Origin of the sequence: Synechocystis sp. PCC 7509 (assembly GCF_000332075.2) — a bacterium.
Lineage (GTDB): Bacteria > Cyanobacteriota > Cyanobacteriia > Cyanobacteriales > Chroococcidiopsidaceae > Aliterella.
Window position 1 is genome coordinate 114251 of record NZ_ALVU02000002.1, and the last position, 26749, is coordinate 140999.

At 44.7% G+C, this 26749-nt stretch carries 20 protein-coding genes; 17 read left to right on the plus strand and 3 right to left on the minus strand.

Annotated features, from left to right (window positions below; genetic code table 11):
- The first annotated feature begins 83 nt into the window (after positions 1–83).
- The 17 genes from SYN7509_RS0221710 (at position 84) to SYN7509_RS0221790 (ending at position 18535) form a co-directional block, all read left to right on the plus strand.
- The gene (locus tag SYN7509_RS0221710) at positions 84–1388 is read left to right on the plus strand and encodes a hypothetical protein (RefSeq protein WP_009631271.1); all 1305 of its coding nucleotides are present in this window, start codon (positions 84–86) and stop codon (positions 1386–1388) included.
- Between the two features lie 89 nt (positions 1389–1477).
- The gene (locus tag SYN7509_RS0221715; protein ID WP_009631272.1) at positions 1478–2422 is read left to right on the plus strand and encodes a hypothetical protein; all 945 of its coding nucleotides are present in this window, start codon (positions 1478–1480) and stop codon (positions 2420–2422) included.
- Between the two features lie 24 nt (positions 2423–2446).
- Positions 2447–4177 (plus strand): hypothetical protein, encoded by a 1731-nt coding sequence (locus SYN7509_RS0221720; RefSeq protein WP_009631273.1) that lies wholly within the window; start codon positions 2447–2449, stop codon positions 4175–4177.
- A gap of 13 nt (positions 4178–4190) precedes the next feature.
- Positions 4191–5435, plus strand: coding sequence for a hypothetical protein (locus SYN7509_RS0221725; RefSeq protein ID WP_009631274.1), 1245 nt, complete (start codon positions 4191–4193; stop codon positions 5433–5435).
- A 16-nt stretch (positions 5436–5451) separates the two neighbouring features.
- Entirely contained in the window at positions 5452–7059 is a 1608-nt protein-coding gene (locus SYN7509_RS0221730; protein ID WP_051482667.1) for a M23 family metallopeptidase, read from the plus strand.
- Positions 7056–7682 (plus strand): hypothetical protein, encoded by a 627-nt coding sequence (locus tag SYN7509_RS0221735; RefSeq protein ID WP_158506181.1) that lies wholly within the window; start codon positions 7056–7058, stop codon positions 7680–7682. Before SYN7509_RS0221730 ends, SYN7509_RS0221735 begins: the two co-directional genes overlap by 4 nt.
- Positions 7683–7721: 39 nt before the next feature.
- Positions 7722–8378, plus strand: a complete 657-nt coding sequence (locus SYN7509_RS0221740; RefSeq protein ID WP_009631277.1) for a hypothetical protein — start codon at positions 7722–7724, stop codon at positions 8376–8378.
- Positions 8379–8389: 11 nt separating this feature from the next.
- The gene (locus SYN7509_RS0221745; RefSeq protein ID WP_009631278.1) at positions 8390–9418 is read left to right on the plus strand and encodes a hypothetical protein; all 1029 of its coding nucleotides are present in this window, start codon (positions 8390–8392) and stop codon (positions 9416–9418) included.
- On the plus strand, positions 9415–11097 hold the full coding sequence (locus SYN7509_RS0221750; RefSeq protein WP_009631279.1) for a type IV secretory system conjugative DNA transfer family protein: 1683 nt from the start codon (positions 9415–9417) through the stop codon (positions 11095–11097). The genes SYN7509_RS0221745 and SYN7509_RS0221750 overlap by 4 nt, the downstream gene beginning before the upstream one ends.
- A gap of 54 nt (positions 11098–11151) precedes the next feature.
- A complete protein-coding gene (locus tag SYN7509_RS0221755; RefSeq protein ID WP_009631280.1) occupies positions 11152–11511 on the plus strand; it encodes a hypothetical protein in 360 nt (119 codons plus the stop codon).
- Positions 11511–11924 (plus strand): hypothetical protein, encoded by a 414-nt coding sequence (locus tag SYN7509_RS0221760; RefSeq protein ID WP_009631281.1) that lies wholly within the window; start codon positions 11511–11513, stop codon positions 11922–11924. The genes SYN7509_RS0221755 and SYN7509_RS0221760 overlap by 1 nt, the downstream gene beginning before the upstream one ends.
- A 50-nt stretch (positions 11925–11974) precedes the next feature.
- Positions 11975–12304, plus strand: coding sequence for a hypothetical protein (locus tag SYN7509_RS26730; RefSeq protein WP_009631282.1), 330 nt, complete (start codon positions 11975–11977; stop codon positions 12302–12304).
- A gap of 120 nt (positions 12305–12424) precedes the next feature.
- Positions 12425–14488, plus strand: a complete 2064-nt coding sequence (locus SYN7509_RS0221770) for a hypothetical protein (protein WP_009631283.1) — start codon at positions 12425–12427, stop codon at positions 14486–14488.
- Positions 14485–15903: an ATP-binding protein gene (locus tag SYN7509_RS0221775; RefSeq protein WP_009631284.1), complete on the plus strand. Its 1419-nt coding sequence runs from the start codon at positions 14485–14487 to the stop codon at positions 15901–15903. The genes SYN7509_RS0221770 and SYN7509_RS0221775 overlap by 4 nt, the downstream gene beginning before the upstream one ends.
- A 25-nt stretch (positions 15904–15928) precedes the next feature.
- On the plus strand, positions 15929–16162 hold the full coding sequence (locus tag SYN7509_RS0221780) for a hypothetical protein (protein ID WP_009631285.1): 234 nt from the start codon (positions 15929–15931) through the stop codon (positions 16160–16162).
- Between the two features lie 74 nt (positions 16163–16236).
- Positions 16237–16878 carry a TraX family protein gene (locus tag SYN7509_RS26735; protein ID WP_009631286.1) on the plus strand — a complete coding sequence of 214 codons (642 nt, stop codon included), beginning with the start codon at positions 16237–16239 and terminating at the stop codon, positions 16876–16878.
- 76 nt (positions 16879–16954) lie between these two features.
- Positions 16955–18535, plus strand: coding sequence for a DEAD/DEAH box helicase (locus tag SYN7509_RS0221790; RefSeq protein WP_009631287.1), 1581 nt, complete (start codon positions 16955–16957; stop codon positions 18533–18535).
- 350 nt (positions 18536–18885) lie between these two features.
- Here SYN7509_RS0221790 and SYN7509_RS30285 read toward each other — a convergent pair whose 3' ends face one another.
- The 3 genes from SYN7509_RS30285 to SYN7509_RS30530 all read right to left on the minus strand — a co-directional run bounded on the left by SYN7509_RS30285 (position 18886) and on the right by SYN7509_RS30530 (position 26638).
- Entirely contained in the window at positions 18886–19050 is a 165-nt protein-coding gene (locus SYN7509_RS30285) for a hypothetical protein (RefSeq protein WP_158506182.1), read from the minus strand.
- A 93-nt stretch (positions 19051–19143) separates the two neighbouring features.
- On the minus strand, positions 19144–26487 hold the full coding sequence (gene mobF, locus SYN7509_RS27865; RefSeq protein WP_051482668.1) for a MobF family relaxase: 7344 nt from the start codon (positions 26485–26487) through the stop codon (positions 19144–19146).
- Positions 26465–26638, minus strand: coding sequence for a hypothetical protein (locus SYN7509_RS30530; RefSeq protein WP_009631126.1), 174 nt, complete (start codon positions 26636–26638; stop codon positions 26465–26467). The genes mobF and SYN7509_RS30530 overlap by 23 nt, the downstream gene beginning before the upstream one ends.
- Positions 26639–26749: the final 111 nt, after the last annotated feature.

The following is a 26749-nucleotide window of genomic DNA, read 5'->3' on the forward strand; positions in this document are numbered from 1 at the left end:
CTTACTAATTTATTCGTTTTATAACTTTATTGTCACGGTGCTTGTAATGCCCCTGATCGATTATTTACAGCAGGACTCTCGCCATGAGCCGTAATAAATACAATAGATATAATTTGATTAGCTTTATCAATCATCAGATGGCAGCACTTGCCATTTTTTTGCGTCACGTTCCGCGTCGCCAAAATAAATTAATCCTCTTAATTGGATTTATTGTACTTTGCACAATAACTTTTTTACTCACGCCCCAAAAGGCTGAGGCAATTGTGTTCAATGACATTGCCGAGTGGGGACGTAATGCAGCAAGCAAAGTCTCCCAAAATCAAGAAAAGATAGTTCAACGATATTTTGGGCAGTACAACGCATCTTTCGCGTATCTCTGCTATTGCTGTCAAGGATTTGCCATCTTTCCTTTGTCAATCGGTTTCATGAAGTGGCTAAAAGAAGATGATGACTTGAAAATTTGGATTGAGCTAGTCGCGCCTGTTGCTGTTTTCATTGGACTCGCCAACGGTGGATATATCCTTGGTCAAATTATCCTTGCCCTCTACAAAATTTTTGATGGAGTCATTAATACATTTGATAGTTATACGGGATTTTATCAAACTATCAAAGAAGGAAAAGCAAGAGCGCTAATTGGTCCAAGCCTGTCACCATTATTTAAGCAATGCGAAGCTCTTTTGGGGGCTGAACAATCCGCGTGTTTTGCAGATTTATCTAATCAAGTTCAGAATATGGGGAATGAATACAAGCAAGATTTCTTCAATTCATCTTGGCTAGAAGACTGGCTAAGTAATATAAATGAAGCGATGGAGCAGTGGAATGACCCGCAAAAAAATGTTGGTGATAAAGCTCGGACTGTTTTTTGGACAATTACATCTCCAGCTTGGGAAGGAATCTTAGCAGTGATTTTGTCCAAAGTTACAGAAGCGTGGCAAGCTCTGTATGGAATTGCTTTCATCTTTACAGGGATTGCTGCGCCAATGGCGGCAACTGCAAGTTTATTTACTAGCAATACTTTCTTAGCTTCTGCTTATGCTTTATGGCTAACAGGTGTATTCTCGATTTTCTTAGCTAGACTGCTGTTGTACGTTGGCTACGGATTAGCCAGCGATCTAGTAGTCAGTTCTGATGCCTCAACGGACACTATTTGGTTCGGTGTGGTCATGGCATTGGTCATCCCGTTTTGCGTATTTGCGATCTCCAAAGGCAGTGCGGCGGGAGTATGGTCGAGTCTTGTGGGTACGGCTTCTGCTGCCATTAGTGTAGCAAGTACGGTAGCTGGAGGTGCTGTAGCTGGACCAGTAGGTGCTGCTGGGGCAAGCAAGGTTTCAACCGCCACGTCGTCGGCTCCATCTCAAAGCAATATTTCTGTTGAAACTAAATACTGAAGCATGGCAACAGCGTGTATTGAAAGGTCACTAACTTCTGTTCGTTTTTTCGATCTTCTCTCTATCTTAGGTAGAGCATGAGGAGCATAATGTTTTTAAAACAACGAAAAAAGATCCCCAACAACAAATCAGTTCTTCCTGATGAACTATCTGCTGTCGCATACTCAGCGAATGAAAATAATGCGTCTGGAGCGCAAGAGTCGGATAACCAGGATATATCTGCATCCAAACGCATTCCAGTATTAGCACCTCAGTTATCGTCTTATTTAGTGCGATTAGGAATAGCAGTTGCAGTTCTCCTAATATTGCAAATTCTTAATGTTCTGTCTAATTTATTTTTGGCAACCAAGCCAGCCCCAGATTTAGTCCAGCAGGATAACGGGGTGATGGCGCGTGTACGTCCGCTTGATACCCGCACCGATTCAGTCCCAGAGCAGATAGTCAGTTTTTTAGAAGAGCGGCTGCCTCGCGTCTATACTTGGAGCGGATTGATTGTTAATCCCGACGATCCAGCCGGATTGTCATATATTAGGGACTCTGGTGTATCTGTAACTGCTACAAAAGGGGATGACGTTCTGGTTCCTACACCGCTTTATAACGAGCAATTCATCTTTGACGAACCAATCCGCGAACCAACGTTGAGGGGAATTGCTCAAACGATTAAAGATGGGGAAGTAGATAAAAAAATCTTTGCTAACGATCCAGCACACCCATCAATAGCTTCGATCTACCGTTTTATTCTCCGGGGCAAGATCCAATATCCGATTGAAGTGAGTACGGGACGTTGGAAAGTACGTGTTGCGGCAGATATTGTGCTTTTTTCTCCTAATGAAACTTTAGGGGTCAAGCCTAAGCACATTGCCGAGTTCGTTCAGGACATCTACGTTCGCAAAGCATCTCCTATCCCCCAACTTTTTATCCACGACCAAAAGCGTCAAGACTTGGTGTGGTATGGGCGCAAGGATGGTTTTGTGATTGATGCCATGCTGCCAGTAGGTCCCGCTCAGGAAGTTCCTGGCGTTCCGCGCAATTAAGTTAATCTATGGAGTAACAAATTAATGCCGACTAAAGAAGAATTTTTAGTTAAATTTGCATCGCAGACTGGGGCAGAAATCCCAGGCATTGGGAGTCAACAGAAGGGTAGCGTTGATATTAATACTAATACACCCGATTTGACTGCCACACCTACTCCCACCGAGGTAACTACTTTAACTGAAGCAAATACTCCCACCGAATCACCTACTCCGACTGAAAATACACTGCTGCAAGAGGAAGAAGAATTATTCAAGGACTCATTCAGCGATCGCACCAAAATTCCTCTATGGGAAGATCCCAAGTTTAAAGGAATAATTGTCGCTCTATGCGTTCTCCCTGCTGTAATGACTGTAGGCTGGGTTTTTAAAGATGGTATTCCTAAGCCAAACCTTAGTACAAAGTCTTCCAGACCCGCTCCTGTTAAGCAAGAGGCGGATGTTGATAAGCCTAAAGATGCTACTGATGGTGAATGGGCAAGCTATGCTTCGACAAACGGAATGCGCCAACAGTTTGCTAATGCAGCAGAAGATGAAGATCCCGATGCCCAAAAGAAGTTCCAAGAGCGGGTTAATGCCAGGAGGAAGAGTCAAGTTAGCTCGGCAACCGTTAAACCAAATACTCGCCCGGAACGCACAAGTGAAAGGACAGATAGCGTTCCTCCCTACCGGACTTATCGAACTGCAAGTCGTTCATACACCCCAGCAGCGCCCGTTGTTACGGCACGTACCAATATTCCTGAAGATTATACTCCTGGTTCTCATCGCATCAGCCGTTCGTACACTCCACCAATTCCTAAACCTATCTCTTATAGAGTCCCACCTGCCTTGTCAAAGCCGCCTGCTGTTTCGCCAAAAAACTCTCAAAGTTTGGACTCCTCTCAGCAACAGAACTCGCCTCAAGAGCGGATTGCGGCAATTATTGCGGCAACGTCTACTGCTCTTGATAGTAGTCCAGCAACAGTTGCGGCAACATCTACTGAGGATAATAGCGAACCAGCAACAGTTGCATCTGCATATCCTAGAGTTAGTAACGAACCAGCAATAGTTGCTAGTGCAGCTATTCCTTCTAGGAGCAAGGCGATTGTTCCTCATGCAACAAAGTCAGTTCGCTCCCCAGATCCGGTAGCTCATCTATCCTCTGAGGCTGCTGTTATTGAGGGGCAATCTCAAACACTGATTAACCGTAGTCTATCGGCTAGAGGAATATTGCTCACAAGTATCGCGTTTACCTCTGGAGATTATGCAACAATTGCCAACCAACCCGTAGAGATAGAGCTAAAAGAAGCGTTAGGAGATATCCCCGCAGGCGCTCGAATTGTTGCTGTCGTCCAAGCAAATCAAAGCAACAACTATTCAGGCAATGGCAAATCTGAGGTTGTACGTCTTAATCCAATCGCGATTGCAATTGGCGACATGGAGATGCCTTTGCCCGAAGGAGTGATCGCATTATCTGGTAAAGATAACGCTCCACTGATTGCCAAAACGGGAGGTAGTAGTTTTCTGCGGTTTGTTGGCGGGTTAGCTGGCACAGTTGCAGGCGGTGCTGGACTAACAAACTTTGGTGCTTCCCAAAATGTCGAGATTGGTGACTCCAGCTACTTTAAATCGATTGGGGCAAATATCGCCACAAATGTAGTCAGTAACGCGGCACGAGAGCTTCAGCGTTCGGGATCTGGTAATGGAATCCTTGTGCTTAAAGCAGGTAGTACCATCACGATTTCGGTTCATAAGCCGCTTGTTTTACCAGATTTATAAGGCGTTCAAGACGATGCAATCCATTATTAAAACCTTTTCGCTATCTCTTATCTTATCGGTCGTAACACTCTCTCCGGCATGGGCAGAGCGAGTATTGCGGGTTTCATCTGTTGCTGCTCAAGACGGGAACGTCCCCGTTACAGTTCATATTGAAGGCGGTGGCGTGTTAATTGATTTTGGCCCCACAGATGAACGGATTACCAAAATTTCTATTGACGATCCTAGCCGAATAGTGGTAGACCATTGCCTCGTGACGAAATCCTGCAACGATCCCCCTAGCCCAGTTATCCGACTCTTTCGCTCTAGTGGGATTAACTTTCAAGATATTCCTGCTGCCAAGGTTACTATGCTTTCAGTAGAAACAATTGATGTTCAAGGAAATTACCATTCCTATCCGTTTCCCGTGACGATAGGAATAGGTCGCAGCCTCGTTAGCAAAATTTTGATTGAAGAAGATGCGAACGAAAGCCCCCTTAACACAGGTATGGTGGCGCGTAATCGGGTAACACCTACTATTATTGCCCTCGGAGTCGAAGAAGCTGAGGCTAAATCCTTCTTGGTCGATCCTCAATTAAAAGCACGTATTCGCAACTATCTGGCTCTAATGGAGAGTGGTATGAGTAGTACGAAGGCAGCCAACAGAGCCGGAATTTCGGTTGACTTAGTTGCTCGATTAGTACAACTTGGACAAGCTAAAGTTTGGGAAGCTGAAAGTAAACGACCAGTTGCCTTGCGCCCAAGCTCTCTACCTCTAGCTGCTAATCCTCGCGTAACCATACCGCCTAAGAATACAACTCAAAATGTTCACCAGCCGAAGTTGGCGATTGCTAAACCTACTGCAAGTATCACGCCTGCACCAGTTGTTAATTCAACTCCTCCAAGTGTGCCAGACAATAACCAAATTCAAACTACCCGTAAGTCCAAGCAAGCCATCGCTAGACCTACATCAAAAACTGCACCTGTATCTAAGCCTCCAGTTACCAAACCCGCGCCAATAGTTGCACCTTTACCCAAGCCGTCTGTTACGGGAGCTTCAAAGCTGACTTACAACCCAGCTAAAAATCATCTCCAAGCTAATGCTTTAGTAAGGGGACTAATAATCGCTAGACGGCAGAAAAGTATTAACAAGACTATTGCCGCTAAGGTACAAGATGCGATCGCCATCCTACGCTCAGGGAAGGACATCAATACTGCGGCTAAACGAGCGGGTGTGAGTATAGACAAAATCAATGAATTGCTTACTCTAGCAGGGGGATGAGCTTGTGCATAGGTGCTTGGCAATAATTACTGCTTTGATTATTGGTGTGACTGCTTTACCCTTCGCCACGAAAGCGCAAGTAGATGTCATTGATAACGATGCTCCAACAAATGACAATCTAACCCCAAATACATTTTCCTTCGATGATATAGAGCCAATTCAATCTCATGGTTCTTTTTCTGCTCCTGGCTGGGGAAGTATTACCTGGACTCCTGGGACTCGCCCTGAGCAACTATTTACGGTGGGGATGTTCCGCGATTCCTTTGGATTTCAGAATTTATCGCTTAACCAGATTGGAGCTATAACAGGTCAAAGCGTTACTGATGCCCCCCTATCTAGTTTTAGCCCCGTTCAAAATCTGACAGTCTCTCAGCTTGTATCATTGATTCCGCAGTTGGGGCAATTACCTGTGTCAATGTCTCCCCCAATTCAAGCACTAGCCCAGCAGCAGGGCGTTGATACTGCTCTTGGCTCTGTTGCGATCGAAACAATTTCACCCCTACTCCAAGGAACTATTAGTCAACTTGGCAGCAGCCAAACTGAGTATTCAATCTCTCAAATACCTGGACTTGAAAATGTAGCATTAAAGCAAATTCCTGATTGGGAAAATGCTCAAATTGCCGATATTCCAGGATTATCAAGCGTCCCTCTCATCGATCCGTTTTCACTTAAGGATTATTTCATCCCGTTTGATATTCCCTTTGGTATGTCTCCCTGCAAAGTTGGCAAAGAATGTCGAGAGTTCAATATTGATAATACAGCATCAGGAAACTGGAACAACTCAAGTATTTCTTGTGTTGGCGCACCGTGTTCTCACATTGAAGTGACGCGACGGGGCAACGACACTAACAAGATTAGATGGATATCCAAAGAGCAAAAAGTTCCAGGGGGGAATGGGTATCTTTGCCTCAAGGAACCAACGGGGCGATTTCCATTTGGCAAGAATCCTAAAGTTGTTCTCGAAAATATCGACGAAGAAACGGGTAAAGTCGAGTTTGCCTTGTATTTTAGTGTTAGAGGTCCTTACGGTGCAGAATCTGCTCATTGTTTTGGTCCCTTTCCCATGCCGTTTTGGGGTGAACGCAAAGAAGGGCAGCTTGTCCTGTTTGGATCTGATAAACTAAGCACGAAAACGCCATTGTCGGATCTTGTGAGAGTAACCCCTAACCCTAGTCAACCCAGCAGTGCGCCCGCAGGCGAACCGCAAAACTTACCACCACCTACGGACTGTAAAGGTTCTCCGTCTACATATGTTCGTCCCACAGTAGGTCCTGTTAGTGATATTTTTGGCTACAGACCCAGACGGGGACGATGGCATTGGGGAATTGATGTTGCTCCTCCCTACGGAACTCCTATCGTTGCTGTCTCCTGTGGAGTTGTCAGTCTTAATGATTGGGTTAATGGATATGGATGGGTAGTCCAAGTTACCCACACTAGCGGCAAGTCCTGGCACGCACATATGCCTGAGCGTTCGTCCGTTCAAGTTGGTCAGCAAGTTAAGCGTGGAGAGCGGATTGGACGTGTTGGAAGTACGGGGAGGAGTACAGGACCGCACTTGCACTTTGAGTGGACACCTAACGGTTCACGGCGACCAGTTGATCCTAAAGTTTTGGGAGTTTTTTGATGCGTAAAATCTTCGTCTTCTCTATTTGTCTTGCTATCTTGGCGATGGCTGTAGGATTTGGAGTCTATCAGAAACAGTCGCGTTCAAGACCACTGATAGCCCAGTCTTTAAGTGACAACGATTTTTCTAAACCAAGGTTGCCTATGCGCTACCGCAAAATTGAAAAATGTTTTCCAACCACACATGAATTTCCTGAAACTGCATACATTACCACATATCAACAGAAAGATTATTTTTGGGTCTTTGCTCCCTATAAAAAATCTCCAGAAACTACTTCCTCTCTACCCAATCCTTCTGATTCATTATTATTCTCCAGCGACATTAAAGGTTGTAAAAAACTAGAGAAGTATAACAGCACAATCGCGGCTCTAGAGTCATTTATCCCGCATCCAGCAGCAGTTGAATTGAAATCCCAATACTGGTCGGCAACTCGTGAAAACATGACTAAGCAGGAATTTGAGCAATTACTTGATACAAAACCTGAAGCACCAGACCCATTTTTTCTCTTTTTAGAGGATGTAGAAGCACTAAAAAAACTTGGACTAACTCCAACAAAAAATGTTTTCATTGTGCGCGACGAAAATGACTTAACAAAATTGTTTGAACAGATTCGACGACCATAAGGCTTGCTTTTTACTTACAGGTAGAGTCGTTATTTTACTATGCACAAACTTTTAATTTTTACTGGAGCATATATAGGAGCGCTCACCCTAATTTGCAGTACCTACTCCATCCTCAGTTATGCCCGTCAATCAGAGCAATCCTACACCTTGTCACCAGACCCATTAAAGGGAGAAGCTTTTAATCGCTGCTATCCTTCAACTTATCACTTACCCGAAGAAGTGCGGTACGTGCAATCAGAAGATGGACACCGATACTATGAAGCGATCACCAAAGCTAGATTTTTGACTACAGCAAACTCTAGCGATGAATTTGTGGCTAACACTCATACTACTCTGTACATTCGCACGATGAAAGATGGCTGCAAATGGTTGAACCGAAACGACTTGAGGAGTGGTCGGCTGAAGTTTATGCCCCAGAGTGTAGCGATCGCATTGGCAAAGCAGAAATACTCCGAAATCATCACTAGCTGCTTAGACTCTCTGCCCGAAGCAACAGAGCCTATAGAGTGTACAAAGCAATTAGAGGTTGCAGTCAATCAACCTCCTAATTGGGCTTTTGACCAAATTGACTATTTATTTCCTGATGATGCCATTGCCCTCAACGAGCTAAGAGTCAAAACAGACAAGGTTTTGGTTGTTAAGTCGATTGAAGAAGTGGAGTCTAAGAAAAAATTACAGAAATATAAAATCAATTAGGAGTAACCACCATGAGTACGCAAGCACCCCAACTGGATAAGGGGGAAATGGCTGCTGCTGAACGCGCTAATTTACGCCTGAGCGAACAGATTATGGTTCTGATGGCAAAGGCGCTGCGTAATTATGCCAACAACTACCCGTCAAAAGTACAGAAGACGCTATCAGACCCCAAGGCTGAAACCAAAGTAGATATCAGCATGGGAAATGAAAAATTATTGAGCGCTACGTTAGGCGCTGACAACAAGATCAAGGAAACTCGAACCAATACAATTACTGACGAGCAAGCACAGGAGCTAGCAAAAGCGCTTTTCAAACAGCAAGGAGAAATGCTGGAAGGCGGAAAAATCCGAGATATTCGCGTCTTAGTCAATGGCGTACCTCTGTTTGAGGCAAAGGACGGGAAGGTGCTGGGGAACAATCTACCCCCAGAGTTTCAAAAAGCGATCGCTGCAATGGTAAAGCCAAAGCCTCTAGAAATCTCTGTATCTACAAATCCCCCAAAACAAGCAACTCAAGAGCAACAACAAGCTCCTGGTGCGACTAACCCAATACCGAATGTAGCTCAAAAAGGGTCTGATTCTCCTATTGCGACTAACCCAATACCGGATGTGGCTCAAAAAGAGTCTAATTCTCCTACTGCGACTAAGCCAACGCCGGATGTAGCTCAAAAAGGGTCTAATTCTCCTATTGCGACTAACCCAATACCGGATGTGGCTCAAAACCAGTCCAATCCTCCTACCGCAGGGCAAGAACAACTTAATCGCAATCTGATTGCAGAAGCAAAAAAGTCTCTCGACCGTTTAGTTCCAGACCAAAGCGCAGGCAATCGCCAGTGGAAGCATGAAAAGTATACCCTGACGCAAAAGGATGGCGTTACTTCTATTTACGTAGCAGAAACTAAGGCAACGATTCGCACTGATGGAAATGCAATCACAGGCAATGCAAGGCAGAAGGATGTCGAGGCTTTAGGTAAAGTCAACGCCACGATTGACCAGCAATTAGGTAAGCCTGCTGTTAAACAAACGGGGGCGGAACTTTGAAAAACATCTTAGAGATAGATCCCAATAACCCCCAAAACTGGGGACTAGCACTTGATACGCTGGTTCATTCTAAATATGCCAAACCACTTTTTCTGCTTGCCGTGTTGGGAGTGGTTTTGCTAGTAATGGAAATTCGCGGTAAACCAAAACTGAAGAATTCTGCGGCTTGGGCAAAACGCGAACAGGTCAAACGCTGTCGAGAACTATGCCGCAAACAAAAAATGAAAGGAGGCAGCGCTAACGTAGGACTTGAACTGGGAAAAAATTTACCTATTTATGATGCAGTCACCTCCATTATTGCCATTGGCGCACCCAAGACGGGGAAATCCTTTGGTGCAACCCTTGCCGCACTATACGCCCATCTCAAGCAGAAAAATCCAGCTATCTTAGTTGATGTTCAGTATCCCGTACAGACCGAGCAAATTGCCTGCATGGCGCGGCAATTAGGATATGAGGCTAAAGATATTCATATTTTTGCCCCAGGTTGCATAGAATCGGAAATTTGGAATATCTGCGAGTATGCCCAAGGGACTTACGCTGCCAATTTATCGAAGTTGCTCAATGATAACTTTGCAACTGGCGGAGACAAAGGCGATCGCTTCTTCGATCCAGCCGGAGAAGGTCTAATTTCGGCTACCTTGCAACTGGCGAGAACAATTCCAGGCTTAGATGACGTAGTAGGTTGTCAAGCCTTGTTGGGGTTAGACGATTTGCCCAAGCGGGTTCGGCTTAATCAAAGCAAAATAGATCCTTGGGTCTATCGAGCTTTTATGCAACTGCTATCAACGGAAAAATCAGAAAAGACCGCAGCTTCAATTGCTGGGATTGCCGCCAACTTATTCAAGCGATTTACCGAAAAAGACATTGCTCCAGCCTTAGTTGGCAAAACAAGTTTTCCCATGTTCCTTGATGGTCCCAAACTCTTAGTTTTAGGTGTGCGCTCGGATTTGCGCGAAGTGATTATGCCGATCCAAATGGCACTGTTATCACTTTTAGTAGACATCAACTCGGTTCCCACACGTAAAACGCCTCTGCAAGTATGCTTCGACGAACTAGCTGCTGCCACGTACCGTACTTTGCCTAGTCGGATTAATGAAAATCGTAAATATGGGGTCTATTTTAACCTTGCCTTCCAAAACCTGGCACAACTTGAAGAGAGATACGGTAAAAACTTAACTACAGCTATCTTAGGAGCGTGTGGGACTCAGATTTTATTCAATCCACGAGAGCAGCAGACAGCCGAGTTGATTTCTAAAATTGTGGGTACTGAAAATTATCGGGAATCGCAGCGAAGTCGCTCTAGTTCAAGCGGCAAAATTTCTACTTCAACTTCGTTCCATGTTAAAGAGCGTCCGCTTATTCCCGCTTGGAAAGTTAGGTTAATGGGTCAGGGTTGGGCAATTGTCCTTAATGCTGGTTATCGTTCTAAAAATGGAGCGACAGAGTACATCCCCTACAAGTGCAAAATTAAAGTCTTTGAGGAATATGAAAAGCTAATAAAATGGTCGGCATCGCAGTGGTCGCACACCAGAAATGTATTTGTTCGCCGCTCTCCCCAACGAGCCGTAGACCCTGAATATCTCTCTGCTGGCGTGAAGCTTGCTGAGGAGTTTCTTTGTTTACCAACCACCGCAGAAGTCAATCAACAAATTGCCGACCAAGCTCTTAGTGGATTTTAATGTTCGGTTTTTGCTTTTAATTGTTATTTAAAGTAGATCGCTTTAGAGGTATTAATGTTTACTCCCACTGAAGAAGCTGTGTTGTCAAAGCTGCCTCAAGAAGTCCAGCGAACGTTGTCGGAATACCCATTGGTTGCCCAAAACTACTTGATAGCGCGATCGCTTCCTGTATTAACTGAAAATTACAAGTTGGAACTATTTGAGATTTACTACGATTGTGCTGACCTTCCGGCAATAGCAATCAAAAAGGGTGTGCTTACTACTAATGAAACCAACTGTGATACTCCACCAACCATCGTTGAGGGTATGGGTGACGATGGCGCAGTATTTATTCAGGTAAGAGAGCGCGTCATCCTCAATCGAGTTGGAGGTCACTTTCCCGAAGTCAAATCAGTGCTGGTAGAGGTTGGCTAATGTCAAATCAACAACGAATAAACGACCTAGTATCCCTGTTTGGTGACAAAAACAAAATTATTATATCTTTAGGTCGGGAAAAAATTTACCCAAACTTTGAAGTGTCCGATGCAACTCTAGAACGGTTGGAGAATGCACTAAGAGCGCCACAATCGGAAAACGGAACAATAAGAGTTTTAGAGTCAACAGGAGTTCTTTTGAAAGCAGAACTTATCTACTGTAGTTCTCAAAATGTTGTTGATTTAGATATTAAGAATGTTGCTCCACAACTTCAGTCTAGCTCTATTCTTCCAATACCAAAGATAGTGCAGATGAGGCGGAATCAAACAGTTAATCGATGGTTAGAAGCTTTAAATCAAACTGTCAAAGATGCAGTAAAAGGAGTTGAGGAAGAATCCCTACATATTCCCTAAAACGTGCGCTCCTTAGCATCAAAAGTTTAATTTACTAGGAGACTTTCACGATGACTCAATATCCAAATGCAACGCTTAACGCCGAAGACTCTATCAATCTTCCTCCCTTTCCCAATGGCTATCGACCTAAAGAAATTGAGGTGTATTTAGGTGATAGTTGCTCTGATTCAGCTTATCACTACAGCAATGGTCAATGGTTTGATATTAGTCTTAAAAATATTACTGATGAATCTGTTGTCCAGATATTAGTTGATGACCAGTGGGCTTATATTCAAGCAGGAAACGAAGTTTTGCTAGATAGACTAGGAGGGGCTGTGCTACCTGAAATCCCCAATCAAGAATTTTTAGTATCTCGAATTAGTCATTATTTACAAAACTGAGCGTTCGATTTTTATGTATGACTAATTTGGGCTTGTATGAGTTTTTGAGTTCTCTGAATAACACCTAGTAAAGCAGTGAAAAATAAATTCAATCCACCATAATTAAGGTAGAAAAATAAAATGGAACCGACGATTAAAGAGCTTAATGAGTCTTTGAATAAGCTAATGTCAGAACCAGATCCTCCATTGCGTCCTCATCCCCGCGAAACTGCCCCAGAGATAAAAACGCCGATTGCTATGTCGGTGAGAGATGCGGCGATGCACGTAATTGAAAAACGCAATGATGCTCCTGAATGGAAAAATGGTCAAATGTCTTCTGGAGAGGTGTACGACGATCAGGGAGGGGTGAGCGAAAGAATCAACGGTCTAGAGATAAGTGTTTTTCAGAGACACGATTCATCAGTGAGTGTTGAAATTTTTGACGAAGGTTACTCTGATGCCACAATGCACCAAAACATCCCCGATAAGCACTATGAATTTACATTACTAGACACTAACTCGCGTGGTGAAGCTGTTGCTTTTTTGCCAGATCATAGTATATATGAGCGAATGGGAGTAACCAAGGATGAATTTGCTCATCTAGTAACAGAGCGATTGTCAGGGATGGCAAATAAAATAGATTTGCAAAGTTCTATTCAACAAGAAAGCCCTGTAGCAACAAGTTCTGTGCAAGTTGCAAATGAACGCCTAGATGCAGACTTACTTCCTCAAGCTCCTCTACCTGTTGCGGCTGGGAAAGAACAGATAGAATCAGTGCCAGCAAATTCTGTCACATGGATGGAGTCACTAAAAGCACAGATTAATAATGTTGATGGCTCTAAGTTACAAGTCTTTGCTGGCAACAGTAAAGTCTACGAGCAAACAGATAATGTCGTCACTACTGATAAATTAGCAACCCCTGTTGGGGAAAAGGTACAGCAAGCTTTAGAGAATCCCAACGAATTAAAAGGTTCTGTCCGCATTATGGTGGACGGAGAGAAAGTTTACCATGCTAAAAATGGTCAAGTTTTAGAAAATAAACATTCTTTAACCCTGGAAAATTCACAAGTTACTCAAGCAAAGAGCTTAAATGTTGCTCCAGAAGTAGCTCAAGTAAGTGAAGTACAACCACAAAACTTACCAGTTAGTCAAGAAAAGACTTTAGAAGCAGCTCTAAAAGTAAGTCAAGTAGCCCAAGTCCAAGAGCAAGTTTTCCAAGGAGATCGCGCAGAAATACTAGATGCAGTAGTTTTAGACGTATCTCCAGTAGTTGAAAATCAAAAATTTAACAGTGGGGCAATTGTCTTGGCGCGGCAAGACAAAGAGATGATTCCTTTTCCTATAAATCCCACCCCGATAGAACTAGACGCAAAGATGCCAGAGGTAGTCAACCCAAATAAAGCGACTGAGCGCGGTTCTGTAGAGCAAGCATTAGCCAGTGCTAACGCTCGGATTGATTCACTACAGGCACAGTTAAAGGACACCCAAAAATCCCTTGAGGATCTTTCTAAATTTGTCCGCAATGATAACTTAAAGTCTTGGGCGGAACATAAGGTTACTGACGTTAACAAGACTTCTCAATCCATTGCAGAGCAAGCCAAAAGTAAAGTAATGCAATGGGTGCAGGCTAAAACCGTACAGGTTAAGGAAGCCGTTCAAGGCAAGGTTAACGAAGTTAAAACTTTTGCTCAAGATAAGGTTAATGAAGTTAAAACTGCTGCCCAAATTAAAGTAAATGAAGTTAAGACCGTTGCTCAAGACAAGGTTAATGAAGTCAAAACTGCTGCCCAAGATAAAGTTAGCGAAGTTAAGATTGCTACCCAGGATAAGGTAAATGAGGTCAAAACTGCTGCCCAGCTTAAAGGAATTGATTTTAAGGAATCTGTAAGGGAACAGGCAAACAAGTTTCTTGCTCCCGTAAATTCAGCCCAAGTCGAACGGGCAGCGAAACATATTGTCCGCGAGTTTGGAGATGGCAAGAGTTACAACAAAGCAGCAACCCATTCCTTTCAACTAAATGATAAAAACGAATTATCTGTTGCTCGTCAGAGTGATGGCGCTGTTATTTACCAGAAGGGAGCGCTTACAAAAGCTGCTAATTCTCATGACATCCTCAAGCTTAATGCCCTACCTACTGTTGTCAATCAAATCAAAGAGAAGCAGATGCAGTCCACCCCAAAACAACAGATGGAGGTAGGCTCTTGAAGAACATCGTCTTATATCAAATCCCTTCTAGTGAAATTGAATTTCTCTTACAACAACTCAATCATCCCTACTACTGGAACCCCGCTCACTCTCACCTAATGCGTTGGGACTTGTGCTTAACTGCTACCGATATGGTGATCGCTTCCAACCCCTTAAGTGAGATTGCCGATCTTCCTGGCAATATTGTTCTTGATGGGTTATTGGATGATGGTATTCATTCAAGACTCACTCATCAGATTGTTAATGCTTTCCGCGAACAACGCAATCAGACGCTTTACCTCGTAGGCGATCGCTTTGATTGTCCATATAAACTTTTCCCCTTTGTCAACATTAAACAGTGGCAGTTACCAGACTCGGCGGCGATTGCAAACTTTCTCAAGCAGAAGGGTATCTATTGCGATGCCGTCTATCGTGCTTCATTGGGGCTTTATATTGGAGAGTTGAATAATGTACTCCAAATGTATACGAATCTCCAAAGGGAAGGATTAGCATCAGCCATCTCTGACTATAAGATTCGGAAGCTACAAGGGCGTGGAATTACTGTAGTTCCTCAACCTGACTGTGATGCGGCGGGGATGGATGTTCTCGATGGGATTTTGGCAGAGATTACCGACTTACTCAAGCCTGAAGCAGAAATTGCAGGCTTGCAGTTTCCTAGAGGAACGATTCTCATCGGTCCACCAGGAACGGGTAAAAGTTTGTTTGCTAAAAGTGCCGCTTCTCGTTTAGGTTTACCCTTACTCTGCGCGGATTGGGCGGGGTTGATCTCTCCTATCCCTGGTGAAAGCGTGGCAAATCTAAGGGCGTTATTGCAGTCCGCCGAGGCATCCGCACCCTGCATCTTATTTTGGGATGACTATGATAAAGCGTTTGCCTCCGCAGATCTATCTAAGGACACTGGAGAAGAAAAAAAACTAGCAGGTATGCTGCTGACCTGGCTGCAAGACCGTACCGCTCCAGTTTATACAGTCGTCACCCTAAATCGAATTAATCAAATTCCCCCAGAACTGAAAAGAAGATTCGACCGCACCATTTTTGTGGACTTGCCTCATGAAGGAGCGCGTCATGATATCTTCAGCATCCACTTGTCCAAGTATTGCGGGACGGTTCCCAACTGGAGTGATCGCGATTGGAAAATCCTAATTTCTGAGTACGGGGAATGTACACCCGACGAGATTGGCAAAGCAGTTTACTTAGCCGCAGTGCGCTCGTACAGGCAGGGTCGCACTCGCCAAATCACCATTGACGACTTGCTTTATCAACGTAAACAATTTACTCCAGCCAACATTGCCAACCCCGCGCAAATTCAGTCGATTCGCAATAATTCTAAGTTTGCTCTCAAAGCTTCCAGTGATGACCGCTCAAAGTGGCGCGTGGAACCTGACCCCATATTCAAAACAATGCTAGGACGGTAAAATTAAACCCAAAAGGAGAAGAAGTATGAATGACCGCGATTCCCAAAATCTTAACCTCTTTAATGCACTGATTGTTTTTAGTCTAATTACCTTATTTTGGCGGCTGTTTATGGCGGTATGGCGGCGCTCCAAGCTGGCGGCGATTCTATTAGTCACTGTGGGACCATACCTCCTTGCCGCTCTACATAGTTTTGAGCAGGATTCTTCATACCGCGCGTTATGTCAGATTAAGCCTGAGCAAGTTGCTTGTAAGCGTTAGAATTTAAAAGCTCAAAGATAGCTTTTATAGGCGTGAGAACAGTCTTCCAGCTAGTAAACTGAAAATGAGGCGCTATGACTTCGTTTGACATTAAGGTTTTAGCTGCGCTCCTGATGGTCATAGATCATGTTGGTCTAGTCTTTTTTCCCGATCAACTAATATTCAGGTACTTAGGTAGGCTAAGTTTTCCACTATTCGCTTGGCTACTTGGACAAGGAGAAAAACATACAAAAGACGTTTATGCTTATCTTCTGCGAATAGTTATTTGGGGATTAGTCAGCCAACCTATTTATGTGCTGTTGTTTCACAATGGACAACTGAATATCCTCTTTACTTTAGCCCTTGGTTTAATTGCCCTCTTCTTACCGAAGCTGACTGGCTCGAAATATTTAGTTTGGATAGCAACGGCAGTCATCGCTCAAGCTATCAAGGCTGAGTACGGAGCCTACGGAATAGTGACTATCATCCTGATGGCTCGGTTTGTTCGCTCTAGTCTAGTTTGGTGGGCAGGGTGGGAAATACTCAACCTATCAGTTTTGTTCACTCGTCTCTCTGCGTCTTATCAAGGATTAGCATTACTTGCCCCAGCGATACTAATTTGCTGGAATGGCAAACAGGGAAAGAAATTCAAGTCATTTTATCTATTCTATCCTGTTCATCTTTTCCTCCTGTGGCTCGTGGGTTTGTCTCTCAAGTTTGCTCCGGCTCTGTTTTAAACATCAACAAGAACATTGATAGTTTGGACTATCAGCTAAACAGCTTATACCGCTAGGATATTAGAAGTGAAAACTCGTGCTTTCAACTAACCAAAATGAACCATGTGCTGTCACTAAGACAACACCAACCCTGAGAAATTATCAAAAACAGTTCATCGCAGACCTTTATACCCAAATTCGTAATGGCAGTAAGCGCATCCTTGGCTTTTCTGCTACTGGCTCAGGGAAAACCGTTCTGGCTGCACAGGTAGCCGCCCACGCTGCTAGTAGAAACAAGCGATCGCTCTTTGTCGTGCATCGCGAGACATTAATTGCTCAAACAGCAAATAAGCTATCCTCGTTCGGAATAACCGAATGTGGTTTTATCAAAGCAGGTTGGCAAGAAAACCGAGAAGCACTCGTACAGATTGCTTCAGTGCAAACTTTAGAACGACGAGACTGGTGGCAAGAGTTGAATGTAGATATTGCGATCCTGGACGAAGCTCACCTAACCGCTTTCGCTGCCATCGTCACCAAAATGATGACCGAGATTTTTCCTCACGCTATCTACTTGGGTTTAACTGCGACACCCTGGCGATTGAGCAAGAAGGAAAGTTTAGGGGATATCTTTGACAATTTAGTATCGGCTCCCATGCCTCACAAGTTGATAAGTTCTGGTTTCCTGGTCAAACCTGACTACTTTAGCCCCAATCAAGCTGACTTGGAAAAGGTAGGCACAGCAGTCAATGGCGACTTTAATGAGGGTCAACTTGCCCTAGCTTGCGATCGCCAAGGGTTGAGCGAACAAATGGTGAGAGATTGGCACAATCTAGCATTTGCTCGTTGTACCATTGCTTTTACAGTTAACGTCGCCCATGCACGAAACTTAGCTGCTGCCTTTACAAATGCTGGAGTGCCGTCAGCCTATGTAGATGGCAAGATGCCCTATAAGAGTGTTGCCCGGATTTATCAGCAGTTAGCTGATGGAGAAATCCTGCTGCTGGCAAGTTGTATGAAGTTAACTGAGGGCTTTGATTTACCGAGTACGAGCGCGATTATTTTGGCGCGTCCTACTAAGTCAAAAGCTCTCCATTTTCAGATGATTGGACGGGGGCTAAGACTTGCTCCCGAAATTAACAAAACAGACTGCATCGTAATTGACATTGCTGGCAACGTGATAAGGCATAGCTTTGTCGAGGATATCACAGAAATTAGCATGGAGCCTGGATATGAGGGGGCGAGTGGCGATGAAGCTCCCAAAAAGATTTGTCCAACAGAGAAGCAAGGCTGTGGCAAAATCCTCTATGCTTTCACCATGAAATGCCCCGAATGCGGTTATGTGTTTGAACAACCCAAGAAAGTCTACTTAGTTCCAGGGCTAGAACAACTACTTAGCGAGGCAGATATCGAACGCTACGAGTATTACAGGAAAAGCCTGCGCGAAGCTTACGATAAGAACTTTGCCCCTGGATGGGCGGCAATGAACTTCAAGGAGCGCTATGGCTACTGGTCGCCTAATAGCTGGTCGAAGGGCGCAATCTTCGGGACTAAACCAACGCCGCAGCAACGCTCTGAGTATCTTAAGTATTTACAGGCGATCGCGCAAAGGAAGGAAAAACCCCTTGAGTGGGTACAAAAACAAATGGAGCTAGAGTTTGGCTTAGGGTTGTTTGAATAAAAGCTAAATAGCTAGTTGTTTGTTCGGTGAGGACTAACGAAGAAGAATTAATCGTTGTTGCTGGCGCAACAATAAACCCTCATGCTCAAACTGCTGAAGTAGTCGCGTAACCGTCACTAGATCTTGCACCTAACGGAAAAACAAGCTTTTTAAGCTCTCTCATTTTCGGTCGTGCGATCACTTGATAACTGGGAAGCCTTACTTGGAGTGAAAATTAGCCTAAAGGTAAATGAGCTAAAACATTTGTAGTAGAAGAGTTTGAGCTTGGTGCAAGATCTGAGTTAAGGTCATTTTTCTTACCTTTGCTATTGGTCATCATTATCCTCTAAGAAACAAACTGTTACCATCGATTAATCTAAAATTTCTTCGCATCCCGGCAGCGATGTCACCCGAACTTTCTTGTAGTCTTTACAAGTGTTAGTAGCTGACTTTGTTACCGCTTCACTCGCGACACTAGCCACGGGCTTAGGGTTGCCAAACAACATAGTTAGAGAAATCCCCATAATGATAGTCATAAGCGTAGGGATAATGACAAGGACGGGCTTCATATTATTTTATATAGAGATTCAAGTTTACTCAACGCTTTTCAATACGTCCACTAATAACTGTTAAAGCTCAAATTGCTTACCAATTTTTTTCTCCTTTATTGCCTTTAGCACTTGTTCAAACTTCTCTACATCTCTTTGAGTAATGCTGCCTTGAAGATTACCATCGGATAACTCTAATATTGTTGCCTGCCGTTGGATACAATCTACTTTGATATTTGAACCAACCTTGGTGAAGGTGTACCATCCACCAGTCCACGACACATGATCGCTGCGCTGATTCTTAGCAAACGTGGAGAGCAGCTTGATACTTAATTTCACTGCTCTAGTATTCAGCCGTTCTTGCTGAAGGCTAGAGCTATCTTTAGTGGCTGTATGAGCGACAATAGCATCTGTCCTCATCGGACGAGTGAGGTCAGTGATTGGGCTATGATGCTGCCACAAAGAAGAAGTTGACAACTGTTCGTGCTGCGCCAAATCTTGCTGCATGGTGGCAATAGCTTGTTGAGTTAAAGGTGTAGGCGTTTTGGGGTGATGGAAGGCGATCGCAACTTCAATAATTCGCCCCAGGTAAGCATCAGGTCTACCAATCTCCCTAGCTGCCTGATACCACTGCCATAAATCACTAGCAGTTTGCTTATAGGTATTAAAGTCCAGCCGCATTGCTGCTGCCTCAGTTGATAGTCCTTGACCAGAAGCGACAACCGCCTCAATCCGGCTGATGTAAGCATCGGGTTTACCAATTGCCTGCTCCACCAGCTTCCACTGCGAGGGTTCTGGCTGTGGCTCTACTTGCCTAGGTTGGCTTTCACTCTTTAGTTGCTCGTTCCAGTCTTTGCCAAAGGTTGGCGTTGCTCTAGTAACTGCCCCAATTTCAGCAGCTAACCGCCATGCCATTTCTTCTCCAGGGCGATCGCGGTCGTGAGCAGCAACAATTTCTACCCTTTGCTGTTGCTGTTGTCGTAGCCAAGTGGTAGGGACAGAACCAGCGCCATCCGTAGAGACAAACATTGTTCGCCCAAGTTGCTCCGCCAAAGCTGCGGCTGACAGGGCATCAATTGCCGATTCAACTAGCACGATGCGCTTTAGCTCTCCTTCTCCTTGGACAAAGGAGAACCAGCCGTTGTCACGCCCGCTACCCGTTGCTAACCCTTTGAAAGCGCTATCCCTGTATGTACCGCGCAAACTAGCTCCGGTAAGATTGCCCTTAATGTCCTGGCGCAAGAAGACAGCATTTTGCTTGGCATCAGCGTAGACTTTGCCTTGGCTATGTAGTTCATCGACCAAGGCTACGGGTAATTGACGTTTTTCGACTAGGTATTGGCGCACAGCTAACCACTTCGATTCGTCGGTGCTTGGCGGTTGGAAGGATTGGCGTTCTACAACTTTTGGTTGTGGCGCTCGTACTGGGACAGGTGGTAGTTCCAAGGCGCTATCGGCTAACCATCCCAACGCTTCTTTAAACTCACGCGCCTGGACGTGCATGACTAAATCGATTGCGCCATAGCCGCCTTTGAGGTTGGCGTGGTCGTAGAACTTTTGGTCGTTGATGCTGATAATCTGACCTTCACCGCGCCATTTGTGCTTATCGTACTTGTCTTGGGTTAGCCCTAATCGGATTGCTATCTCATCAAGGGGAAGGTCGCGTAGTTGTTGGGCAAGAGTGATTACAGTTTCTTTTGTATGTGTAGCGACTACCGCGTGGACTTTCTTAAGTGCCTGGGTATTGCTAGCGGTTTGGAGCATACTTAAGTCCTCCCCAATCTGTTTACAAGCGGAAATAGTACTTATTGAACCAATCGCTGACAAATTGATCTGCTGGGAAATAGATGCGATCGCAGTGTTAGTTATTTGCTGTTGTTTCTCCTTTAATAAAGGCTCGATTTGTTGCAGGTAGCCGGAGATGATAACGTCAAGTTGATTAACTGATGCAGCAGCGCGATCAGGGTTGGATTTAAGCTGCTGCGTCAAATCCGTCAAAGCTTCAACTAAGGGCAGGGTTTCAACAGCCGACTGCTCAAGGTGTTTTGATACGGCTTCCCCAATGCCTGTAACTATTTGCTGCTCGTGCCGCGCCTTTCTTGCTTTGGCTTGTTCCAAGTAGCTAGAAATTACAACGTCAAGCCTATTTAATGCTGCAAGCGAATTAGCCTGCTCATACTGGAGGTCAGTAGTTAGGCTGGTTAGCGCTACGGGAATATTCTGGTGCTGGGTTACACTGGCGCGTTCGATATAGTCTGCAACAGTGCTAATAGTGCGGTCACAAGTTAGCTTGTCAAGTACATTATTGAGGGAATTGAGAGCAGTTTTCCCCTGGGCTAACTGCTGCCGATGTTGGGACAATTCTTCTATTAATGGTGATACTGTCAGGGCCAAAGCTGAGGCAATAGTTTCATGTTCAGCATGGTTTGATGCTGCCAAGAGCGCTTGCTGAGTTGTTTTTTGTTTGAGAGCCGCGACTGTTGCTTGGGTTTGGGCTAAATAGTCAGAAATTGCTGTATCAAGCACTTTGAGCGATTCAAACGATTGCGATTGCTCATCCCCTAGCTGCTGCGTGAGGTCAGTTAGCGATTGGATTAGGGGTGAAGCAATTGCATCAAGCTGAGTGTGCCTGACGACGGATTGTATTGATTGCTGGTTAAGTTGCTCCTGGTCTAGTTGTACTTTGGGCTGTGATAAAGTCGCATCCTCAATCACTTTGGTTAGTTGATGTATGGCGTTAGTTAACCCTTGGTGCTGAAGTCCCTTTAGCTGTTCACTTAAAGGTAGAAGCTCTTGGGTTAGCGGCGCTTGGGTGATGGTTCGTGCTGTTAGGTAATTTGAGATAGCACGAGCAGCTTGACTCTGTACCTCAACGCTTGGGGCTACTTCTGAACTTGATTGCAATAGTTCATGAGGCAGCGCGGATTCAAGCTTTCGCATTACCTCACTTAATAGTTGGGACTGGTTGCCCAAGAAGTCTTGGCATAAATTATGTAAGTCTTGGGCAACCCTTGTTGAGGCAATGGCTTCTACATTCAGGTGATTAGCGATTGCTTCATTTAATTGTCCGCTTACTCGCCCGTCATCTCCACCTCGCTGTTCAATACTTTCATTACCTGCTGTGCGGTCAATAATTGTTGGATCTTGTCGGTCAAGGCTACTTGTGAAGTTCGCTGCTCCCTGACCTCGAAGCCAACTGTTTGCAAGGCTTCGACTAAGCTCTGTAATGTCGGCTCCAAGTTGCTCGACGGTTTGGAGTTCAAGGTGTCGGCTAATTGCTGCAAGAAGTTCAAGTGACTGGCTTTCAATTCCTTGAGGTTCTCGGTTTGGGTAATTTCCAGGCGCAGGATTTGTTCGTTCAATTGACTGTTGCTGCTCTCCAATTGCTTGTGGCTGCTCGTAAGTTGACTGTTGCTTTTCTCCAATTGAGCGATCTTTTTGGTCAATGGGGCTAAGGCTTTGGTCAATTCTGAGGTGTCCATCGGCTGAGTATTCTCGGTTGATTTGTCGTTGTTGGCTGTCATGATCAGGTTCTTGTAATTGGTTTAAGTTCGGGTTGTTGATGGGGTGCTGACCCAAGGGCGGTTCTTTTAGCTGTTCTTTCCTCTCTTGAACGCTCAATTTTTTAGGCGGTGGCACGATGGCTAAATGCCGTGACTGCTTGTTGTGTTCGCGCCATTGTCGTAATGGCAGCGCCACTGATGCCACTTGTTCGTAAGCGAGTGGACTATGAGCCACAATCAAGTCATCTACCCCTTTTTCTAGTCCCGGTAGACTGACCACATTAACTTTTACTCCCTGCTGTTGCAATAAGCTTCCAGTCCGAGAAATCGCAATTTCAATATTCCGCTTTGTCTCTGGGCGCGTCTCGTAGTCAAAGCAGAAACTAATGTCGCGCCCTAGCGTGGCGAAAACTGCCAATTCTTCATGCAAATGAGCCTTTATTGGTCTTCCTTGCTCATCCTTACTGCGATAACCCGCGTAAATTCCTGGTAGCCCGATGGCAACGTGACCTTGGCTCAGTAAACTAGCTGCTTTCTTTGCTCCCTCCGCTAGGGTAATAGGTAAGTTATATTTCCACGCGCAGTACCAAAAACCGCGTTGCCGATCTTCTTGAGACGGATCAACTCCTGCTTTTTGGTAAATCTTTTGGGCAATATATTCGGGTACATCTAAGAGGAAAATACCTAAGTCGGTTTTTGGTGGATGCTCGTACTTGATGACTTTCCCTGGTTTATCTGGATTACTCCTTGGCTCATTGGGTTTGTAACAGCCCCAAATTTTCTCTTGCGGCTCGTTACCTGCTTCTAAGTTGGAAAAAGATAGCGCATTAACACCGGAATTGCACCACCAACCGCCAGCATCAACATGGGCGTATCGCTTGAGCATTCCAGTAGTTAGTTGCCCAATGTTGGTTCGCTCCAACTTGTCCGAGTACATCAAGTATTCCCAAGCCTCATGCTCCTGCTCAATACTTCCCATTTGTAGGCTGCGGAAGTTAGCAGCAGCAATGTCTGGATGAATAGCGCTGCCTTCAACCAATTCCTGCCAATGCTTTGCTTCAATATGGGGTGGAGCTTCCTCGGCGCTGGTGGGTTGCCAAAATACCTCTAACTGCTTGGGTGGCTCTCTCTTAACAACGGGATTTTGCGCTAAGAGTGCTGCTTTCTGATTTTGACGCTTGAGGGGTCGTTCAATACTTATAACTGGGGCGGAGTCCTTACGACTTGGTTTTGGTGTTATTGGAACATCCGCCGCTTGCTCAACCGAAGAAGCTCCAGCCCTTACTGCCGTCGCTGCAACCTGTACTTTAGAAGTGGGCTGCAATAATTCCAGTACCGTTTTTTGAGCCTTGCTTTCCTGTGCTTGCTCCAGCAGAAAATCTACATTTTCAGCGTAGATTTTTAGGTCATATTTAGCGCGGCTGATGGCAACATAAACGCTTTCGGAGCTTACTGTCGCATCACAGGTGGACGAAACTAATACTCGGTCGGCTGTTTTGCCTTGGCTGCTATAGGTTGTCGATGCGATCGCATAATCAAGAGCTAATGGCTCGTCTAGATACAATGATTCCTCTTTGCCATTGTGATAGCGAATCGTTGCCGTCCTACCCTCAATTGCTGTGACTGTAAATTCATCTCGATTGCTGCGTCCGCTTTGTTTATCTTCCTTTATCCACCTCAGTTGTTCTCCAACACAGATTTCAATGTTTTGTTGGGTGTAGACAGTTTTGCGAAACTTCATTGGGTCAACAGCCACTTGGTTTCCTGACCAATCGCTCAAAATTAGCTTGTCAGCCTCGTAACCATACACAGCATAAGCTCGGTCTTTATGTAGCCCTGCTCGTTTGTACGATCGTAAAGGTATGACTACATCGCCGATGTTGTAATGATGCTGGTATCGAGCTTGTACGTTCGTCAGGTCTTTTTGTTTAAGCCTGGTTACAACAGCATCCTCACCTACAAGTGTTCCCTCCTGTTTTAGCCCCTCCCGAAGATCCTGCATAATCTGGGCTTTTTCTTTATGAGTTCCAGCTAAAACCAAAGTAGTTCGCCGTTGCTCTGGGCTTAGTTGTAAGTAATCCTGGGCAATCAGCGTACTCCTTTGCTCAAGAGCGGAGATTTCTTGTACCCTACCTACATCTAAAAGGTGTTGCACGGCATCAGCATGATTTCCCGCCGCCGCTAAGGAGGCTGCCTGTTGCAAATCCGGGACTTTTTGCCGTAGTGATTGGTTAAGGTGTGCTGTACTAATTCCAGCTTGTTGCAAGCTTTTAAAGGGATTTCCAGCTTCAACTGCACTTAATTGTCGCGTATCACCTACAAGTATTACTCTTGCTCCTACTGCTGTTGCTCTTTGCAGCAGGGCATAGCCGTCTTTGGCACTGAGCATACCCGCTTCATCTACAATCCAAATTTGATTTGGCTTAGTTTCTGCTGGCTGTTTGGAGAGCAGTAAACTTGCAACAGTATTGGTTTCAATTCCTACTTCTAGTCCCAGTACCTTAGTTGCTTCCTTACTTGGGGCATATCCAGCTAAAAGGGTTATTTCGCCTGACTCGGTAACTTCTTGCAGCATTTGGATTAGCTGTTTTAACTCATTTAAAACGTAAGTCTTACCTGCCCCTGCTACTCCTTGCCATGCAATAAATTGGTCAGTGCTTGTAGCAGTTAGAGCGATCGCTTCTCTTTGCCCTGAAGTTAAGCTTTTATCCGCCAAGTAGCTATCTATAGTTTCTGAAGTAGCGATCGCGCTGCATAGCCCTTTACCCTGCTGCATCAGCTTGATAGTAGCGAGTTCTCTAGCTAAAGCTGTTTGGGTTGTGTACCGTCGTCGTCCATCGTAAGTTTTAATTAGTTCGGGATGGGTGGCGATCGCACCCTCTAACTGATGGATGCTAAATGGCTTGACTTCGGCGATGACAAATTTTTCAATATCCTCACCTGTAAATGCAACTTGACGTTCGCTGCAATGCTCAATTGCTACATCTACTGCTAACTTGATTTCCGCCGCGATTTGTTCATCTTGCTCCTTTGAGGTAGGTTCAACAACCTGTGCTTTATCAGGATGAATGATGCCATATAAATGGGCTTCCTCGTGCCAGTAAGGTAGTTTCTCATCGCGCCCAATCTCATGATTTTTCTTTGCCCTAGTTTTACGCCATGCCCATATTTTGTTTTCGCAAGTTGGCTCGGCACCTATTTCTTCCAGCTTGTTTAGGATTTGTTCGTGCCTTTTTGAGAAGCCTTCAATTTGCTCTCTGGTGTACCCCTTAATCTCAAATAGCTCTTTAGGATGTGGTTCAATCTCATAGCCTAACTTGCGACACTCCAACGCCAACTCATTGCGGTAGATTTGCCCCAACAGGATTTTATTTTGGTAAAAAGGTTTGTTGCTGATACTACGCCATTTACCATCTGGTCCGAGGGTGCAGTTCATTACCAGACAATGAGTATGCAGGTGGGGGTCTAGCTCTCGGCTTGTATCGTGATGCCACTTTGCCACAATTAAATTATCTGTTTGTACTGGTTGCCCGTTGATTCGGGTTGTTGCATAACGTGACTCAATTAGGTCAATAGTTCTTGCTACTGCTTTACGGTGCGCTTCTTCCAGTCGCGTATCACCACCTACTAAGCAAGCTATACTCACGCTCTTAGGAGCGGAGAAAGTTAAGTCAATGCCCGCACGTTCAAACTTACCCTCATGGTTTTGTTTTTGTCTTAGTTGTGTTTTGCCATCAGGACTTAGACCATTGACGATGTTGTTGTAAACATCCATATCTACAATTGCACCAGACAACTGATATTTGGATGCTCCTTGCCCTTGCCACTGGGAATTAACTTCAGCATCTTCTTGGCTGTAGTAGTTCTCTTTTTTGTAGTAGGTCTTGGCTTGGGTTGCATTAGTGTTGGCTAGAGTCAGCATCCCTGATTGCCTCAACAGTTTTTTCAACTAGGCGGTGATAGGCTTGTTCTACTTCGCTGTTTCGTGCGATGAAAAATTCTGCACCTATATCCCTAGCGCTGATAATTATTAAATCCACATTGCAATTTTTATTGGGCTTGTTTGTTACCATTAAAAACTTTCCTTCAACTTAAATAATTAAGCTGCTGGCTTTCAAAAAATTAAAAAGATGATTTTGCTTGAAATTAACCCGCTTTACAAAAAGCAGGGGAATTTAAGTAAT

Coding starts and splice junctions, on each gene's coding strand:
- SYN7509_RS0221710 (WP_009631271.1), top strand. CDS start 84: ATGAGCCGTAATAAATACAATAGATATAATTTGATTAGCTTTATCAAT.
- SYN7509_RS0221715 (WP_009631272.1), top strand. CDS start 1,478: ATGTTTTTAAAACAACGAAAAAAGATCCCCAACAACAAATCAGTTCTT.
- SYN7509_RS0221720 (WP_009631273.1), top strand. CDS start 2,447: ATGCCGACTAAAGAAGAATTTTTAGTTAAATTTGCATCGCAGACTGGG.
- SYN7509_RS0221725 (WP_009631274.1), top strand. CDS start 4,191: ATGCAATCCATTATTAAAACCTTTTCGCTATCTCTTATCTTATCGGTC.
- SYN7509_RS0221740 (WP_009631277.1), top strand. CDS start 7,722: ATGCACAAACTTTTAATTTTTACTGGAGCATATATAGGAGCGCTCACC.
- SYN7509_RS0221745 (WP_009631278.1), top strand. CDS start 8,390: ATGAGTACGCAAGCACCCCAACTGGATAAGGGGGAAATGGCTGCTGCT.
- SYN7509_RS0221755 (WP_009631280.1), top strand. CDS start 11,152: ATGTTTACTCCCACTGAAGAAGCTGTGTTGTCAAAGCTGCCTCAAGAA.
- SYN7509_RS0221760 (WP_009631281.1), top strand. CDS start 11,511: ATGTCAAATCAACAACGAATAAACGACCTAGTATCCCTGTTTGGTGAC.
- SYN7509_RS26730 (WP_009631282.1), top strand. CDS start 11,975: ATGACTCAATATCCAAATGCAACGCTTAACGCCGAAGACTCTATCAAT.
- SYN7509_RS0221770 (WP_009631283.1), top strand. CDS start 12,425: ATGGAACCGACGATTAAAGAGCTTAATGAGTCTTTGAATAAGCTAATG.
- SYN7509_RS0221780 (WP_009631285.1), top strand. CDS start 15,929: ATGAATGACCGCGATTCCCAAAATCTTAACCTCTTTAATGCACTGATT.
- SYN7509_RS26735 (WP_009631286.1), top strand. CDS start 16,237: ATGACTTCGTTTGACATTAAGGTTTTAGCTGCGCTCCTGATGGTCATA.
- SYN7509_RS30285 (WP_158506182.1), bottom strand. CDS start 19,050: ATGACTATCATTATGGGGATTTCTCTAACTATGTTGTTTGGCAACCCT.
- mobF (WP_051482668.1), bottom strand. CDS start 26,487: ATGCTGACTCTAGCCAACACTAATGCAACCCAAGCCAAGACCTACTAC.
- SYN7509_RS30530 (WP_009631126.1), bottom strand. CDS start 26,638: ATGGTAACAAACAAGCCCAATAAAAATTGCAATGTGGATTTAATAATT.